The sequence below is a fragment of the Chitinophaga sedimenti genome (assembly GCF_023156195.1).
Taxonomy (GTDB): Bacteria; Bacteroidota; Bacteroidia; order Chitinophagales; family Chitinophagaceae; genus Chitinophaga; species Chitinophaga sedimenti.
On sequence record NZ_JAKUKA010000001.1, the window covers coordinates 4,582,103 to 4,598,628 of the forward strand.

Annotated in this window: 17 protein-coding genes and 1 pseudogene; 6 read left to right on the plus strand and 12 right to left on the minus strand. The window is 48.7% G+C overall.

Translation table 11 applies throughout. The features are described 5' to 3' along the window. Positions 1–518 precede the first annotated feature (518 nt). On the plus strand, positions 519–1,091 hold the full coding sequence (purN, locus tag MKQ70_RS26180) for a phosphoribosylglycinamide formyltransferase (RefSeq protein ID WP_248075472.1): 573 nt from the start codon (positions 519–521) through the stop codon (positions 1,089–1,091). Positions 1,092–1,410: 319 nt separating this feature from the next. Continuing rightward, the gene (locus MKQ70_RS26185; RefSeq protein WP_248075475.1) at positions 1,411–1,797 is read left to right on the plus strand and encodes a hypothetical protein; all 387 of its coding nucleotides are present in this window, start codon (positions 1,411–1,413) and stop codon (positions 1,795–1,797) included. 358 nt (positions 1,798–2,155) lie between these two features. Here MKQ70_RS26185 and MKQ70_RS26190 read toward each other — a convergent pair whose 3' ends face one another. The 4 genes from MKQ70_RS26190 to MKQ70_RS26205 are packed head-to-tail and all read right to left on the minus strand — an operon-like array spanning position 2,156 to position 4,407. After that, positions 2,156–2,497 carry a hypothetical protein gene (locus MKQ70_RS26190; protein ID WP_248075477.1) on the minus strand — a complete coding sequence of 114 codons (342 nt, stop codon included), beginning with the start codon at positions 2,495–2,497 and terminating at the stop codon, positions 2,156–2,158. A gap of 20 nt (positions 2,498–2,517) precedes the next feature. Continuing rightward, the gene (locus tag MKQ70_RS26195) at positions 2,518–2,673 is read right to left on the minus strand and encodes a hypothetical protein (RefSeq protein ID WP_248075479.1); all 156 of its coding nucleotides are present in this window, start codon (positions 2,671–2,673) and stop codon (positions 2,518–2,520) included. Between the two features lie 2 nt (positions 2,674–2,675). Then, the gene (locus tag MKQ70_RS26200) at positions 2,676–3,932 is read right to left on the minus strand and encodes a TonB-dependent receptor plug domain-containing protein (RefSeq protein ID WP_248075481.1); all 1,257 of its coding nucleotides are present in this window, start codon (positions 3,930–3,932) and stop codon (positions 2,676–2,678) included. Positions 3,933–3,942: 10 nt separating this feature from the next. Beyond that, positions 3,943–4,407, minus strand: a complete 465-nt coding sequence (locus MKQ70_RS26205) for a carboxypeptidase-like regulatory domain-containing protein (RefSeq protein ID WP_248075483.1) — start codon at positions 4,405–4,407, stop codon at positions 3,943–3,945. Positions 4,408–4,858: 451 nt separating this feature from the next. On the opposite strand from MKQ70_RS26205, the gene MKQ70_RS26210 reads away from it, so the two are divergent. After that, complete coding sequence (locus MKQ70_RS26210; RefSeq protein WP_248081671.1) at positions 4,859–5,299, plus strand: SCO family protein; 441 nt, start codon at positions 4,859–4,861, stop codon at positions 5,297–5,299. A 6-nt stretch (positions 5,300–5,305) separates the two neighbouring features. Continuing rightward, a complete protein-coding gene (locus MKQ70_RS26215) occupies positions 5,306–5,695 on the plus strand; it encodes a hypothetical protein (RefSeq protein ID WP_248075485.1) in 390 nt (129 codons plus the stop codon). Between the two features lie 73 nt (positions 5,696–5,768). Here MKQ70_RS26215 and MKQ70_RS39615 read toward each other — a convergent pair whose 3' ends face one another. The 5 genes from MKQ70_RS39615 to MKQ70_RS26235 all read right to left on the minus strand — a co-directional run bounded on the left by MKQ70_RS39615 (position 5,769) and on the right by MKQ70_RS26235 (position 10,888). After that, a complete protein-coding gene (locus MKQ70_RS39615) occupies positions 5,769–6,344 on the minus strand; it encodes a M3 family metallopeptidase (RefSeq protein ID WP_282456730.1) in 576 nt (191 codons plus the stop codon). Continuing rightward, entirely contained in the window at positions 6,341–7,486 is a 1,146-nt protein-coding gene (locus MKQ70_RS39620) for a M3 family metallopeptidase (protein WP_282456731.1), read from the minus strand. The genes MKQ70_RS39615 and MKQ70_RS39620 overlap by 4 nt, the downstream gene beginning before the upstream one ends. Before the next feature lie 93 nt (positions 7,487–7,579). After that, the gene (locus tag MKQ70_RS26225; protein ID WP_248075486.1) at positions 7,580–8,227 is read right to left on the minus strand and encodes a DUF5606 family protein; all 648 of its coding nucleotides are present in this window, start codon (positions 8,225–8,227) and stop codon (positions 7,580–7,582) included. Between the two features lie 227 nt (positions 8,228–8,454). Then, the gene (locus tag MKQ70_RS26230; protein ID WP_248075488.1) at positions 8,455–8,676 is read right to left on the minus strand and encodes a flagellar hook assembly protein FlgD; all 222 of its coding nucleotides are present in this window, start codon (positions 8,674–8,676) and stop codon (positions 8,455–8,457) included. A gap of 1 nt (position 8,677) precedes the next feature. After that, positions 8,678–10,888 carry a lamin tail domain-containing protein gene (locus tag MKQ70_RS26235; protein ID WP_248075490.1) on the minus strand — a complete coding sequence of 737 codons (2,211 nt, stop codon included), beginning with the start codon at positions 10,886–10,888 and terminating at the stop codon, positions 8,678–8,680. 136 nt (positions 10,889–11,024) lie between these two features. Between MKQ70_RS26235 and MKQ70_RS26240 the strand changes: the two genes are divergently transcribed. Continuing rightward, positions 11,025–12,017: an aspartate-semialdehyde dehydrogenase gene (locus tag MKQ70_RS26240; protein WP_248075492.1), complete on the plus strand. Its 993-nt coding sequence runs from the start codon at positions 11,025–11,027 to the stop codon at positions 12,015–12,017. A 351-nt stretch (positions 12,018–12,368) separates the two neighbouring features. Then, complete coding sequence (locus MKQ70_RS26245) at positions 12,369–12,620, plus strand: hypothetical protein (RefSeq protein WP_248075494.1); 252 nt, start codon at positions 12,369–12,371, stop codon at positions 12,618–12,620. 200 nt (positions 12,621–12,820) lie between these two features. On the opposite strand, the gene MKQ70_RS26250 is transcribed toward MKQ70_RS26245, so the two are convergent. The 3 genes and pseudogenes from MKQ70_RS26250 to MKQ70_RS42735 all read right to left on the minus strand — a co-directional run bounded on the left by MKQ70_RS26250 (position 12,821) and on the right by MKQ70_RS42735 (position 16,246). Beyond that, complete coding sequence (locus MKQ70_RS26250; RefSeq protein ID WP_248075496.1) at positions 12,821–13,480, minus strand: DUF2461 domain-containing protein; 660 nt, start codon at positions 13,478–13,480, stop codon at positions 12,821–12,823. A 206-nt stretch (positions 13,481–13,686) separates the two neighbouring features. Further along, positions 13,687–14,736 (minus strand): porin, encoded by a 1,050-nt coding sequence (locus MKQ70_RS26255; protein WP_248075497.1) that lies wholly within the window; start codon positions 14,734–14,736, stop codon positions 13,687–13,689. A gap of 284 nt (positions 14,737–15,020) precedes the next feature. Further along, a pseudogene (locus MKQ70_RS42735) lies at positions 15,021–16,246 on the minus strand (ammonium transporter). Positions 16,247–16,526: the final 280 nt, after the last annotated feature.

Genomic DNA, 16,526 nt, shown 5'->3' on the forward strand with positions numbered 1-16,526 from the left:
AATTTAGATTTGACCTTAAGTTTCTTTAAAAGTGCTCGCAAAAATAAGACAGAATGTTGACAATCCACCAACAATCGAAAAAAATTCTTGATTGCATTCAAAGAAACCTTGATATATAATTCAATTTCGATTAAACTTCCTTAATTCAATGCTGATAAGCCTTTCAGCAGATTTTTTTATAAGCACCCGGGCCTTTTGCCCCAATTTATGATAAAAATCATGTTTTATAACACGACCGCCGACGATGTTAATATCCATCGGCCCCGTACTGTATTTGGCTGAAAGATAAAATCTAAAAAATTCTAATGCAAGTAAATGTGAAAGGAATTGATGCTGAAGGTTTTCAATTTTTTGCTCCCGATGAATACGGTCTCGTCTGCTACCGGCACTCCTTATATATGTAACCCTCACCTCCAACAATTCTAAAAGCAAAAGGTTCGTCGCAAACTTAGATATTTTTTACCGTAACCCACTGCCTGAAACATTATTTTTGCAGCTGGCTAATCATCATTAAACAAGTGACCGCTTTGAAAAACATCGCCATCTTCGCTTCAGGGGCAGGTAGTAACGCTCAGAAAATCATCGACCACTTCCGCCGCTCGGAAGCCATTACTGTAAAAATTATTCTTTGTAATAAACCGGGCGCCGGCGTACTCGACATCGCCGCCCGTGAAAATATCCCTTCCGTTATCATCGAAAAGGAAGCCTTCTTCCGTTCCGAAGAATATGTGCAGCTGTTGCAGCGCAACAACATCGACCTTATCGTACTGGCCGGTTTCCTATGGAAAGTACCCTCCAACCTGGTGGCGGCGTTCCCGGACAAAATCATCAACATTCACCCCGCCCTGCTACCCAAGTTCGGCGGCAAAGGCATGTACGGCAACTTTGTACACACCGCCGTGATAGCGGCCGGCGAAACCGAAAGCGGCATTACCATCCACTTTGTAAATGATCATTACGACGAGGGCCGCATCATCCTGCAGGAGCGCTGCACCATCGATGCAAACGATACGCCGGACACGCTCGCACAAAAGATCCATGCACTCGAACACCGTTTTTACCCGGCAATTGTGGAACGATTATTGACCTGATTAATTAGCATATCGCGTTGATCCAAAGCTCATTTATCCATATGAAAAGAGTATTACTCATCCTGCTGGCCTTTGCCGCAAGCGCTACCGCCAGCGCGCAGGACAACATGCAGCCACCATCAAAAAACCTCCGCACTTTTATCAAAATAAACCCAACCAGCTTTATCAGCTCGCTGGATATCACCGTGGAGCAAATGCTGTCTGACAAACTGAGCGTCGAGCTCGGCGTCATGGGTATATACACCGATTACCCCGATTACCTGCTGGCGAAGCGGGTAGACTGGGGGCAAAAAAACCGCGGATCAGCACCGAGCAATTCGTGGAAGCCACGGGCCTGGGTTTCAGGGCAGGCCTCCGCTGGTACCTGGGCCGCGAGTCCGGCGTACTGCATGCACAGGGCACCTATTTCCAGCCTTCGCTGTTCTATAAAAAGGTATTCTATCCTAAAGAAGAATTTATCATTAACGACCAGGCTTATCATGGCGACGCCACCAAAAACGTGTATGGTACCCAGCTGCTGCTCGGCCGCCAGTTTTCCCGCGGCCACCTCGTGCTGGACCCTTACATCGGCGTTGGCCTCCGCGCCAAGGTGTACGACTATCTCACCTACGAAAACAAAAACGGCATAGCCACCCCCGATGATGGCCGCCTCGTACAGGTGTTACCCAGCCTCCACCTTGGTATCAAAATCGGCCTGGGTTTTTAATTTGTAACCAACTATCACCTCTTTTTTCAGCCGCCGTTGTCACTCACTTCGGCGGTTTTTTCTTTCCTCACCCTGCAAAAATACACCCTCACATCCCCGGAAAATTTGCCAGGATGGAGGAAAAGTTTGCCGAGATGGAGAAAATTTTGAACGCGCTGATAGTATTTTATCAAAAACGCTCAAAGCATGGATAAAGCATGGTGAAGACATGGTGAAAGCATGGTGAAGAGGTAGAGAAGAAGGCGAATATAATACCATCCTTACTACATCTTTCGCTGATCCTTCGCTCATCCTACGTTGTTTCGGCCATAGCAGCGGCTTTAGCGAAGGATGAGCGAAGGATCAGCGAAAGACCCAGTTACTTTCCAAGTAACATGTACCTCGCCCCGAGGAATGCTCGGATGCCCTGGTTAGGTGCAAAAACGTAGCTCGGGTCAAATGTAAGGCGATATGGATTATCCGGCGTGGCCACAACACGGCCGTTGCCATCGAACTGCACCTGTTTATCGAAAGGATCGTGCGGGCGGGCAATGGAGTTGGAGGGCGGGGTGAAGTTGAGCAGGTTCTTTACGCCGCCATAAACTTCCCAGCCTTTGCCAAACTTTTTCGTCACCTGTATGTTCTGAATACTCCATACCGGCGACTCCGCCGGACGCGGATCTTCTTCGCTCAGCCTCGGCAACAGCATCGGGCCGTACAAGTTGCCCGTATAATCCAGCGTTAGGCCCGCACGGCGAAAAGCATAAGAGGCGCTCCGGTACCCATGATCTTTTCCGTCAGCATCGGGCGCGATTTTACGCCTTCGTCTACCTGGTATACGTCCGAGTAAGTGGCGCCCGCAATGAGCTTTAGTGGGAAGGAGAACGCCACATCCACATTCAGGCTTGCGCCGCGCGAAATGGCGTGACCGTCGAGGTTATCGTAAATAATTTTTGCGGGTCGGTAGTATAATCCGGTACAATCCGATTGCCGAAGTGGGTGTAAAACACGGTACCGTCCAGTCCCAGGAAGGCATTGTTCAACGGTATCTTCTTCACATAATTCAGGTTCACGTTCCAGCTGCGTTCGGGATCCAGGCGACCATTGATCACCACTTCCCGGGCGCCGGTCAGCGCCGCATGATCTTCAGTGAAAATGGACACTACCCGGTAACCCGTGCCCGCGTTGAGGCGCAGCACATTGTTATGGTCCGGCGACCATTTGTAGGCCAGGCGGGGCGTAAGGATGTTGCCGTGCAGGGAGTTATAATCGTACCGCATGCCGAGCAACATCGTGTGGCCCTTAGCCAGGCTGATCTCATCCTGCACAAAAACACCCGGCAGGTAAGTATGGTCGGCCGTTGGCGTGGCCGTGGTATTGTCGTTGTAATAAGTATAACGGAACGGCAAACCAGCTACCAGTCCGTGGCGGCCGATCTGCTTATCCCAGGTAAGCTGTGCAAAAGCGATGTGCTGCTGCGCTAAAAAGCTGGTAGCGCCGTATACAGAATTCTGATCATGCAGGTTCAGCGAATACTGCAACATGACCTTTTCCTTTACGGGCAGCTGGTAATTACCGATCAGTTCAAAACGGGAGGTAAAGATGCTTTCGCCATATACGCTGTCTGTGCCACGCCACTGCTTGCCCCATTGCATTTGTCCGCCCCAGCGGTCTTCGTAAAAGTAGCGGGCGGCAATCGTGAACACGCGGTCTTCTTTACGATTAAAGCGCCATTTATTAAAGATAGATACACGGTGTTGCAAGGTTACATCGGTAAAACCGTCGCCGTTTTTGTCTAGCGGATGCTGGTAATTATAATAATTCACCCCCATCAATGAACTGGCCTTCTTGCCCGCATGAAAACGGAACCCCAGATCAAGGCTGTATTCCTGCCAGCTGGTCGTCATCACATCGGCAGTAACCGCTGGCGCTGTTGCGGGATCTTTTGTAATAATGTTGATTAAACCCGCTACCGCCTCGGAGCCATATAATGCGGATGCCGGTCCCTTTACAATCTCAACCCGGTCTACCAGGCTGTTCGGGATCCCGGACAGTCCGTACACGGTAGACAGTGCACTCACGATGGGCATGCCGTCGATCATGACCATAGTGTAAGGTCCTTCGAGACCGTTAATGTGATATCGCCTGTGTTGCACACGTTACAGTTCAATTGCGGCCGCACGCCATTGATATTTTGCAGCGCATCGAAAATACTGGGGTCGGATTCCTCCTGAAAAAAACGGGGGCATATACTTCCACCGGCACGGGACTTTCCATTTTGCTTACCGCCTTCAGGGTGCCGGAAACCACCACTTCGTTCAGTGACGCGGAGGTAGCTTCGAGGACGATATCCTGTATGTTATCGCCGGATTTGATGCGCAGGGGCTGTACTTTCCGAACATACCCCACTGCGGTTACCTGCAGGGTGTGCTGCCCTGCCGGCAGCCCGGTTAACCGAAACTCGCCCTGTTCGTCAGTGGTAACGCCCATCTTCAGATTGGCGAAGCCTACGCTCGCGAACGGCACCGGCTTTCCGTCGGAAGTTACGCGGCCACGCAGACTGGTATTGGTTTGGGCAGTAACAGTAGTAGTAGAGAAAAGGAAATATAATAGTAGATGTTTTAAGCGCATATTAACATTTATGCAGATAAAGTTAAAATCAAAACAAATATCAATCTAAATATATTTTTAGACTAGTCTAAATAACTGAAAATGGATAGATGGTGGTGTAAAAGCGTAACGCCCTGGTCTCCAATTACTAAGGCCAAATACAAGATTTGGCCATGACGTCACTATTACGTATTTTTGAAACAAAGTTGCAATGCCCAGACAGTAAATTTTTAGGCCGGGACTAAAACTGTACTACCTTTGCATATTGTTCAACAGCCAGCGTTAGATATGTCGAAGAAAACGATTTTTTACACGGTGTTTTTGTGGTGCTGAGTGGGATTTTCCTCGGTTATGCCTCTATGGTTATTAAAGGGGAGACCGGCACTTATTTCGGAAAGGAGAAATTGCCGGTGCTCGGCTCACCGGGCCATAAGATCAGGGGTTCTCCTTCACTAACCAGGAAGGCAAAACGATTACGCAGGACAGTGTTCGCGGTAAATTCTATGTAGCCGAGTTCTTTTTCACTACGTGCACCAGCATCTGCCCGAAGATGAATGCGAACATGGAAAAGGTGTATGCGAAATATAAAAACAACCCGGACTTCCTGATTCTCTCCCACACCGTAGACCCGGAAATTGACAGTGTACCGGTATTGAAGGCATATGCCGCCAAACATGGCGCCGATGCTAAAAACTGGTGGTTCCTCACCGGCAGCAAGCGAGACCTGTACAGAATGGCCCGCGAAAGTTATATGCTGGATGATGGCACGTATCTTGGTCCGGACGACTTCATACACACGCAATGGTTTGCGCTCGTAGATGGTGAGGGCCGCGTACGTGGATTATACCAGGGTACTTTAAAAGAAGATATCAACAAACTGATTGACGATATTGACCGTTTAATAGAAGAATAACCTACCATGACAGCGAAACAACAGGAACGTATAGAACAGGTGTTGCGCGATAATAAACTGAGCGTAACGGACACCCGCATTAAAATGCTGGAAATGTTCATGCAAAGCAAAAATGCCCTGGAGCATGCCAGCTTCGAAAAGCTGAACGGCAAAGCATTTGACCGTGTTACGATTTACCGTACGCTACAGACTTTCTGGATAAAGGCATCGTGCATAAAATACCGACCACGGATACTTCTGTGCGGTATGCATTGTGCAAATCGGACTGTAAGGAGCACGAGCATCACGATCATCATGTGCACTTCCAGTGCGAGGAATGCGGTGGCACCACCTGCCTGGATGAAACGAATGTTCCCGATATTAAACTCCCCAGCGGATTTGCGGCGCATAACGTAGAAGTGGTGGTCAGCGGGGTTTGTAAAGATTGTAAATAAGAGAAAGGGGCGGTTTTAAAACCACCCCTTTCTTTTTATCCTAATGCTGCTATTTCTTTTTGAACGAAATCGGCCAGCTCTTTTACGTATTCCGGGGAGAAGTCGAACCTGATGCCTGCGGCATCGTACAACTCGCGCAATGTTTTAGTGTAACCCAGTGACAATGCCTTTTCGTAATTGTCCAGCGCCTGCTGCGGGTTTTCCTTATACTGCTTCCACATCGCGATGGCACCCAGTTGTGCAATACCGTACTCAATGTAGTAGAAAGGCACTTCGAACAGGTGCAGCTGTTTTTGCCAGCTGATGGCACGATGTTGCTCAAAGCCTGTCCAGTCAACGGTATTACCAGAAAACTCATTTAATATCTCTACCCACTTTGCCGTACGTTCCTCCACGGTGTGCTGCGGATGTTCGTATACCCAGTGCTGGAATTTATCGATGGTGGCGATCCAGGGGAAGATGGTGATAGAACGCTTCAGCTGCTGCTGTTTTGCACGCAGCAATTCTTCGGGATTACTGAAGAAAATATGCCAGTGATCCATGCTGATCAGCTCCATGCTCATGCTGGCCACTTCAGCAATTTCCATCGGGTACTCTTTGAATGCGCTCAACTCCGGTGGTGGCTCAGGAACGAGTGGATGGCGTGTCCGCCTTCGTGCACCATGGTGATGAGATCCTTCATTTGTCCGGCGGCGTTCATAAAAATGAAAGGCACACCGGTTTCGGCGAGCGGACAATTATAACCACCGGGCGCCTTACCCTTGCGGCTTTCCAGGTCTACCCGGCCCATTTGTTTCATTACTCTTAAACAATCGCCAAAGAACGGACGCAGTTCATCGAAGCAGGTAATAGCGCCATCGATCAGTTCTTCACCGGTTTTGAACGGCTCCAGTGGTTTTACACCTTCCGGCTCGGCCTCTGTGTCCCAGGGACGAAGCGGATCCACGCCCAGTCTTTCCTTCTGCTTTTCCAACACCTGCGTAACAATGGGCAGGATATGTTCTTTGATCGCGGTATGAAAGCGGAAGCAATCTTCCTTGGTGTATTCGAAGCGGCCAAGCTCTTCAAACTTGTAATCGCGGTAGTTTGCAAAGCCCGCATTCTTCGCTACCTGGTCGCGCTTTTGCACGAGGGCGGTGTACAGTTCGTCGAGTGTATCGCGGTCCTGCATACGGCGTTCGGCGGTTTTACGAAATACCTCTTCGCGCTTCGGACGGTCGTTGCTCTCCGGGAACTTGGCGGCCTGTTGCAGGGTGTATTCCTTACCATCCAGTTCGATGGTCATTTTGCCATTGATCACGCCGTACTGTTGCGCCATTACGCTCAATTCAGCCTGCAGCGGAATATTTTTCTCGTTAAATAACTTGATCTGCTTGTTCACGTTACGCAGGTAGGTGAAATACAGTTGCTGATCCAGCTCCTTCGTGTATTCGCAGGCTACCAGCTTACGGTTCAGCGCATCTGCGTAGGGCTGCAGCTTAGGCTGAATTTCCATGCAGAAATAAGTGAATGCTTCCTCCAGCGTTTTGTCGGTGGTATCGCAGGTCATTTTGATCTGGCGCCAGCAGGCATCTTCGCTGATTACCGCCTCCAGCTCGCTCATATCGCGCAGCCATTGCGCCAGTGCTTTTGCGCTGGTGAGCGGGCGCCCGTTCAATTCTTCAAAATAAGGTTGTAACACCTCCCAGCTGGTCACTTCAAAATCTTCCGGTAAAAAGTGCCTGGGCAGCTTTTGTATGTTTGCGTTAGCCATGTACTAATCCAGTTTACGGGGTAAAGAAAGTTCCGGTTTCCCTTTTGCAAGGAAAGCCCGGAACTTCAAATATGACTTAAAAAACGGAGAAAACTACTCTTCCGCCTTTTTCTTGGTCGCTTTTTTAGCTTTAGGCGCTTCTTCGCCCGCGGCACCTTCGGCTGCCGCCTTTTTGGAGCGCGCTTTTTTAGGCTTTTCTTCAGCAGCTACTTCACCTTCTTCCCCTTCTGCAGGTTCAGCGGCTTTTTTAGCTTTTGCTTTAGCCTTGGGCTTAGCTTCCTCTACTACCTCAGCTGCTGCGGATTCTTCCACGGCAACAGCCTCGCCTTCTTCACCACCTTCTGCCAGGATCTCTTCGAACTTCAGCAGTCCGTTCTGTTTGAGGATACCATACCATTTCAGCATTTTCTTCATATCGCTCACATACACACGCTCCTCGTCAAATTCGGGGAATATGCTTTTGAAATAAGCCTTAATGGTATTATTGTCAGACTTGGGATCGATGGGCGCAGACTGCGACTCGTTATCCTGCATGGCTTTAAATACCATCGCCAGGTTAACGTTGTCGCCTGTAGTAAATACCTCGATGCTTTCCAAGGGGGTAAAGTTGTGTACGCGGGAAGACACAAAGCGGGTGCTTTGGTCCTCGAGCGACCTTACAATAGCGCCGTCCTGTTTACTGGCTACCAGCTGGAATAAACCACCTAAACCGGTCACTGCGACAATTTCTCTGTACTGCATGTTCTATTTTTTAAGAAGGGCAAATATAAAAAATTAGAAATAGATTGACGTGTTGGTAAATTTAATTCTGTCCCCAATGGGGATAAAATCGATGAAATTGCTGTCCAGTGGCGGGTTTAGGTAGATGAAGACGGTTGTGATGGCGGGGCGATTCTTGACCGCCCCTGCGGTTCGCCGGCCTGTTAGCGCTTCGGCGCCTGATAATTGCCATCGGTGGCCGAGCCCGATTACCGGCCTGTCCCGGCCAGCGCAACCGGCAATTTCCAGCGCTCCACCTTACCATCTGCCCCAAAAGTTTCCACATAAACGACATACATTCCGGGGCGTAAGGCTGTTTTCCCATCGGATAGCCCATCCCAAACCAGGCTGCCCGTATTACCCAGCAGCTCATTCCTGCACAGGGCGCGCACTGCCCGCCCGCCGGCATCGAATACCGTAACGTTCGCCACTTTACCGGGGAGGTAAAGTTATAACGCACAAACGCCAGATCATCGCGGCCGTCGTTATCAGGCGAAAAACGCGCGGTACTACAGAGAGTTGGCTCCCGGCATTTACCTGCGGCAGTTGCTGAGAATTGGCGTATCCCGGTGTGGCGCCGCCTGCCGCGGAATGCCAGTATGTACTATCCAGCCGCTCGAGGGAAATTCCTTTGCGGTTGCTGATCAGCGGGAAGTGCATTTTTTCGGAGTAGGCAAATTCGTTCAATACATTACCCCGGGCATCGAGGACCAGAACGGAGCCGGCATCGTTGGGAAAGGACGGCATGGATAACACTTGCAGGAGGTTTTCCTGTGCCTTGCAGGCGTAATACCGGCAAAGTGCATCACGCTGCGTGGTGACCGCGAGGTAACCACCCGGAAGCAACTGCCTGCCAAGCGCGTGGATCCGGGTGATGTTATCAATGTTGCCACCGGCTCGCCGGTTGGCCAGGTAAAGTTGCGAGCAGTCGATGACCTTATTGCTGCGGTTATACAGTTCTACAAAATCTTCCGCACCGGCGGGCGGATTAAAGAGGACTTCATTAATAACGACGTCGTTGGGCGCGGGCGGTTCCGGCAGGCCAAATAACATGGCTGCCTTATCCGGTGCTGTATTGGCGCAGGTTTGGGCGGCAACGACGTTTAATGCATACAGTTGCCGCGTGCGCATGGCGGTTGGCAATACCACACGGGCAGATTGAAACAATGGCGGCTCGGGGGTGGCGCGGACAGGCAGTCCGTCTACGAGCACCTCCACCGAATCAACACTTATATTAAAGAATGCCTGCACCTGCATGCTGTCGGTGACGGCGAGCATCACGAGCGAGGGAGTTGCCGCGGCGATAGTTCCGGCAACCGAGTTAGGGGCGCCGGGTGTGCCACCCGCCGCAGCGATGGATGCTTTAAATGTTGCGGCACAGGCTGCGTTCACGTCGATCATCTCCAGGCTCCAGCCACCGTTTTCTTTGAAGGTGCTGCCGTACCAGGATTTATCGTACGCCACAGCGTGCATCACCGCGCCGTCGTTGTCATATAATACCAGTTGATCCTGCTCATTCGCCAGTGACGGCAAACCGGTGGAAGATGATAGCACGAAGTAGGCCTTCGGCTGCAAAGTGTGCACGGGCAACGTGACCGCACCGGCGGACGCCTGCAACTTCCAACCTTTCAATTGAACCGGGAACGCACTGCGATTATACAGCTCAACATATTCAACAGGTGGCAGCCCTACCGGAGGTGTTGGATCCGGGAAAATTTCGTGGATCAGCACATCACGCCGTTGAGCGCGATAATACAACAGCGAGGTATCGCGGGCGGGCATGTAATTCCCTGATTCATCTTTGATATCCCGCAAGGAAAAATTAAATGGAAGTCCTGACGGAAATGGCGATACATAAGATAACGTGTACCCTCCCGGCGCATCCGGATCTGCTATAATTTGCGACGGTTGTGGGGAAAAATTTTCAACCCGAGGCGTATCAACACTTTCGGAAAATAATACGAAAATATGTTGTGCATCCCTAACCTCCAGCCGCGTAAGGTCGGGCGCGGTAATATCGCGCTGAAACCCGGTACAGACGATATCATCGAAGAAATGCCGGCCCCAGAATGTACTGGTGGATTGGCGGACGAGCATTCCGAAATAACCCGCCGGTATCTTAGTACTATCGACTACCTTTCCTTCGCGTGCAAATGTGCCGCCGGGCGATTTTGTGAACAGCTGCCATTCGTTTTCCGCTGTACGCACCACTTTCACCATCAGTGTAGTTGATGCCCCCGCGGTGAGCCCGTCTTTTCCGTCGATTAATTTTGTGACGACGCCACCGGGTTGCTTCTTGTAAAGACTGACTTCGTCCTGCGTATTGCCGATGCGGACGAAGAAGCCAGATGCGGCAGGCAGCGAATCTGCATCAGCCTGTAAAAAAACATCGGCATAGTTGGTGGACGAAGTATTAAAGTCCAACTTAATCCACCATTCCCATTGTGCGGCTACTGGGGCCACAGCGGGACGGGAAAAATAAAATGTGCCATTGGCGCGGCTGCTGGCAGATTGCAGTACGCCGTTGCTGATCATCCATGCACTGTCGGTACCTTTCCAGGAAGACAGCTCTCGGATATCAGATACATTAAAATTTTCGCTAAACTGGCCGGTAGCCAGCAGGGGGCGCATAGGAGCGCACAAACAATACGGGTTAACATAACTGGTTGGTTTTAAATAAAGTTATCAAAAAAAGGAAGTACTCACTTAAAAATCTTCTTAAAAATGAGGCGTTGAAGTATTAATTTTGAACTCCTTATCAAAAAAACAATAAAAAACAATGAAAGTAGCCGTAGTAGGGGCAACCGGTCTGGTAGGCTCCAAAATGTTGCAAGTACTGGAGGAAAGAAATTTCCCTGTAACAGAACTGATTCCTGTAGCGTCTGAAAAGTCTGTAGGCAAGGAAGTAACATTTAAGGGCAAGCCCTATAAGGTGGTGACTGCCGATACAGCTATTTCCATGAAGCCGGCCGTAGCATTGTTTTCTGCGGGCGGAAGCACTTCCCTGGAGTGGGCGCCAAAATTTGCAGCAGCAGGTATCACTGTAATCGATAACTCCTCTGCATGGCGCATGGACCCGGATAAAAAACTGGTAGTACCGGAAATTAACGGCGATGCCCTGACTCCCGAAGATAAAATCATTGCGAATCCTAACTGCTCTACTATCCAGATGGTGCTGGTACTGGAGCCGCTGCATAAACTGTACAACATCAATCGAGTAGTTGTATCTACCTACCAATCTGTTACAGGTACAGGTGTTAAAGCAGTAGAACAATTGATGAACGAACGTAATGGTGTGGAAGGTCCCAAAGCGTACGCACACACTATTGACCTGAACGTCATTCCGCAGATCGACGTGTTCCTCGACAATGGGTACACAAAAGAGGAAATGAAGATGGTGAAAGAGACTAAGAAGATCATGCGCAATGATAATATCAAAGTTACTGCAACAACAGTGCGCATCCCGGTAATGGGTGGCCACAGTGAATCGGTAAACATTGAATTTGATAAAGAGTTTGAGCTGGCCGATGTACGCAAAAGCCTGGAAGCCGCTCCAGGACTGATTGTAGTGGACGAACCCACTGCCGGCAAATACCCCATGCCGAAAGATGCGCATGAGAGAGATGAAGTATTTGTAGGACGTATTCGTCGCGATGAAACGCAGGATAAAACATTAAACCTCTGGATAGTAGCCGACAACCTTCGTAAGGGTGCTGCCACTAATGCGGTGCAGATCGCAGAGTATCTGACTGCTAAACAGTGGATAAGCTAGCGTAAATATCCACATGTGAATAACTTCAAATCCCATAGTGTTATTACTATGGGATTATTTTTTTAAAGAAGTATTGCATTTTCCAAATGTTTAATGTAAATTCACTGTCTCATCAGTAGTTACTGAAAAGGTTACACGAAAAACCGCTGCTACGAGAGTGCCTATGCGTCGCCTATTTTGAAGTGAATAAATGAAAGAGCGTGTAACAATCTGTATGTCCGTTAAAAATTACACAGAAGTAGTATAGAATTGTGCCAGATTAAATTGAATTTTGAAATGAAATCCTATGCAATCTGTTTCAAAAGAGTTTTTAGAGCTTACTTATCAATTACTAAACTAAATACCCTTCCTATGAAAACCAACAGCAATCGTGAGCTGCTTCTAATGCACAAGTTCACCGAAGAGTGGAGTTCAAATTTTTCGTCGCAGGTTTCGCGCATCATGAGCATCGTAGACCAAAAGGATACGTTGGACGGCATCATTCCTATCGTTGAAGTTGCCAACGTATACAATCAGCGTTTCGCTCAAACCCGCACAGATAAAGAAAACTTATTAAAGAACCGTAAAGCGCGTCCATTTGAATTCTTGATACACAAAAATTAATTGCATTTCGTTCTTGTTGTTAGGTGATACTAAACGTCCATGAGCTATTCAGTGGTTCATGGACGGACAACAACTTAGTAACGCAAATGCATATACGAATTAACACAGAATAGCCCCGGCACGAACTTTCCCTATTTATCGTTATCGCACCAGGGCTTATCTTATTCCATTTAATTTAATTTATTTCCTACTGTTAACGCCTAATCAAATGCCCTGTTAAGGAATTTGATAAATGGCTGCATGACTGCGAACGTTTTCAGGATTTCCCTGGTAAGCGCGGGTTGGGTGCATGCTTCATCCGTGAAGTTGCGGCCTACGGTCAGGCTTTTCAGCTTCAGGTATGCCAGGGCCGGATTATCCACCGAATATCCCTGGGGCACGGTTTTCAGCGCGTCGCCCTCCACCTTACCGAAGGTGCGGATAAAATCTTTCTGGGAAATAATCTCACGGAACTCCGAAAAATTGTAATCAATTTCCTGTCTTACCTTTTTGAGTATCGGCGCTTCGGGCATCCAGATGCCGCCACCTGCAAAGCTTTTACCGCCCGGCTCAAAATGAAAGTAATACCCCGCATAAGGCGACTTCTTCCCGCCTTTTACAAACGCCGCTCCCATATTGGTCTTGTAGGGCAATTTGTCTTTGGAAAACCTTACATCTTTATAAATCCTGAACGTACAATCTTTGACCTGTAATCCCTGTACTTCTTCGTCCTGCCTGGAAATGCCGTCTATAATCTGCTGCACCAAACTTTCGTAGTCCGCTTTAGCTTCACGGTATTGCGCTTTGTGCTCGTCGAACCAGGGCTTGTTGTTGTTTTTCTGAAGCTCCTTCAGGAACTTCAGAGAAGATGGGCTCAACATAATGTGTATCAGTTTACGCTTAATTGCTGACAAAATATACAAAATAAAGAAAAGAAGCGCCATTATTATGACGCTCCTTACAAGCAGGTAATAAATTTCAGTTGAGCCCTCAGCAGTAACACTGCGTGGCGAAAGTGTGCGATAAACATCGCACACTTTTAAGCGTAACGCGGTTTTTGATAAACCTTTCTTATATGAGCCAAGTCTTAGAATTTGTAGATGGCCGCCAGCAGGAAGTTGGCAGAAGCTTTCTTCGCCACGTCGCCTTTGGAGAACAGGTCTTCAGAGGCCTGATCCAGCCGGAATTCCGGCACGAGCGTAAAGCCACCCACTTTGTAGTTGCCTGACAGCGTGAACGCCACCACACTACCACCTTCGGTAAACTTCGCCGGATCGGTGAAAATCTTCAATCCGTCTTTATCGGAGAAGTATTCACTGCGCAATGTTAAACCAAAGCTCTCGGTCGGGTCGTAGTTGAGGTACAGTGCAGAACCCCACCAGTCGTGCGTATCGCCGTTTTTGTAGTGGCTTACGGTACCATTGTAGCCAATACCGAACTTAGAAGATGCCTGGTAAGTGATCACCGCATCTACCTGGTCATTACGCACCTGGAAGGTATCGCGGCCGCCGATATAGTTCAGGTAAAACTTAAACGGTGCGCTGGATGGAGAAAAACCCCATTGTGCGCCCACGTATTTGTGATTGGTGAACGAGGCGGATTTGAGGTCGGTGGGGTTAAATACACCTACCATTAAACTGTGCGCGCCGAACGACATGTCGGCTTTAACACCGGTATGGAAGAACGGACCGTAAGAGAACATGTAAGACATGCTGTAGTTACGGTTCAGGTAAGCATCCACGAGCTCGTAACCCACGTGCGTGCCATAAGCACCCAGCGTAAACTTAAGCCAGGAAGCAGGAGAATAATATACGTTCAGTTGTTTGATGGCGAAACGGGTATTGTCGTCATTATAAGAAAATTCTTCTGCACGTTTGCCGAAACCGAGATCGGCTACGAAACCTACATTCTTAAAGGAATGCTCCAATTTCAACGAGGCCATCCCGAGCTCAAAAGAGTTGTGGGAATTAGTGAAGCTTGTCTTATTGTCCGACACATTCTCATTAAAATTGAACTTGTAGTACACATCCGCTGATGCTGAAATCTTTAATCCTTCTGGTAAAAGACGGGTCGAATCCTGCGCCTGGGCATAGAATGCCCATGAAGCAGCCAGTAAAGTCAATACAACTTTCTTCATGCTTTGAATTTTAGGTTGATAAATGGAGGGTAGCTGCTATTTGCTATGCTATAGAAAATGCTGTTGAGATGGTGTTTGAGGTTTTATTACATCCATTACTACTTTCATAAACGTTTAACTGATGATCAATTTACCAGGCTATTGTTTCTTTTTTCCTTGATGTTGTCAACAAACGGATTTCCGTTTAAAAATCACCGCGGAGCGGGCAATAGAAGCCCTACCAACCGCGCCGCGGTGACGAAACAGGAGATATACCTTTTATGTATCTGGATTTGAAAGGCGTATTATCCAGCAATCATTTCTTCTTCTTTCAGCTGACCGTTACCACCAACTTTCATGTTGTTCGGGTGGTATTGTTCGTTGTGCTGGCTGGCATCCAGACCGCTCAGCTCTTCTTCTTCAGTTACACGCAGCGGGTGAATCAGGTTGATCAGTTTAAAGATCAGGAAAGACATCACCAGGCTGTAAGACACTACGATGGCCAGGCCAATCACGTGATTTTTGAACAGCTCGAAGTTACCGTAGAACCAACCGTCGGCCGCAGCGCTGTTTACCGCTTTGGTGGCGAACAGACCGGTCAGCAGCATACCTACCATACCGCCTACACCATGGCAGGGGAACACGTCCAGCGTATCATCGATGGTAGATTTAGATTTCCAATGCACTACCATGTTAGAAACGATAGAGGCAATAAAACCGATAAAGATCGACTGTGGAATACCTACGAAACCAGCTGCAGGCGTGATGGCTACCAGACCAACTACCGCACCGATACAGAAACCGAGTGCTGACGGTTTACGGCCGCGGATCACATCGAAGAATAACCAGGAGAGACCGGCAGCTGCAGAAGCAGTATTAGTGGTAGCGAAGGCAGAAGCAGCCAGACCGTTAGCGCCCATAGCAGAACCTGCGTTGAAACCGAACCAGCCGAACCAGAGCAAACCGGTACCCAGCAGTACGAAAGGAATATTCGCAGGCTGCAGTTCTTTTTCTCTACGTGATCTTTACGGCGTTTCAGCACCGGGGCACCCACGAGCGCAGCGCAACCAGCAGAAATGTGTACCACGGTACCACCTGCAAAGTCAAGTACACCCAGTTTGAACAGGAAGCCTTCCGGATGCCATGTCCAGTGCGCGATAGGCGCGTATACCAGGAGACTGAACAGCACCATGAACAGTACATAAGAAGTAAAGCGGATCCTTTCGGCCACGGCACCTACTACCAGGGCGGGCGTAATGATCGCAAACTTCATCTGGAACAGTGCGAACAGCAATAAAGGAATGGTGGGAGCCAAAGGCCACGGACCGCTGGAAGGCACACCTTTAAAGAAAAGGAAGGTACCAGGGTTGCCAATGAAACCGCCGATAGAATCACCAAAGGCGAGCGAGAAACCTACTACTACCCAGAGAACGCTGATAACGCCGGCGGCGATAAAGCTTTGCATCAGGGTAGAAATTACGTTCTTACGGTTTACCATACCTCCGTAAAAGAAAGACAAACCGGGGGTCATCAGGAATACGAGTGAAGAAGCCACCAGAATCCGGGCAATATCGCCGTAGTTATATTTACCCTCCGGATCTGAAAAACTTGCCGGTACCTCGAAAAAATTCCCGCAACAGCAATTATTGCCAGAAAAATAAATGGGAGATAATCCTGAAATGATTTTTTTTCTTCATAGCGTTTGATTTTAAATTTCGTAATAAAAGTATACTTACGGTTTAAAAAATCAAATACAAGCCATGAAATTTGGAAAAAATCGAAAATGTTGGGGCAAATGTGGGACTTAAGTC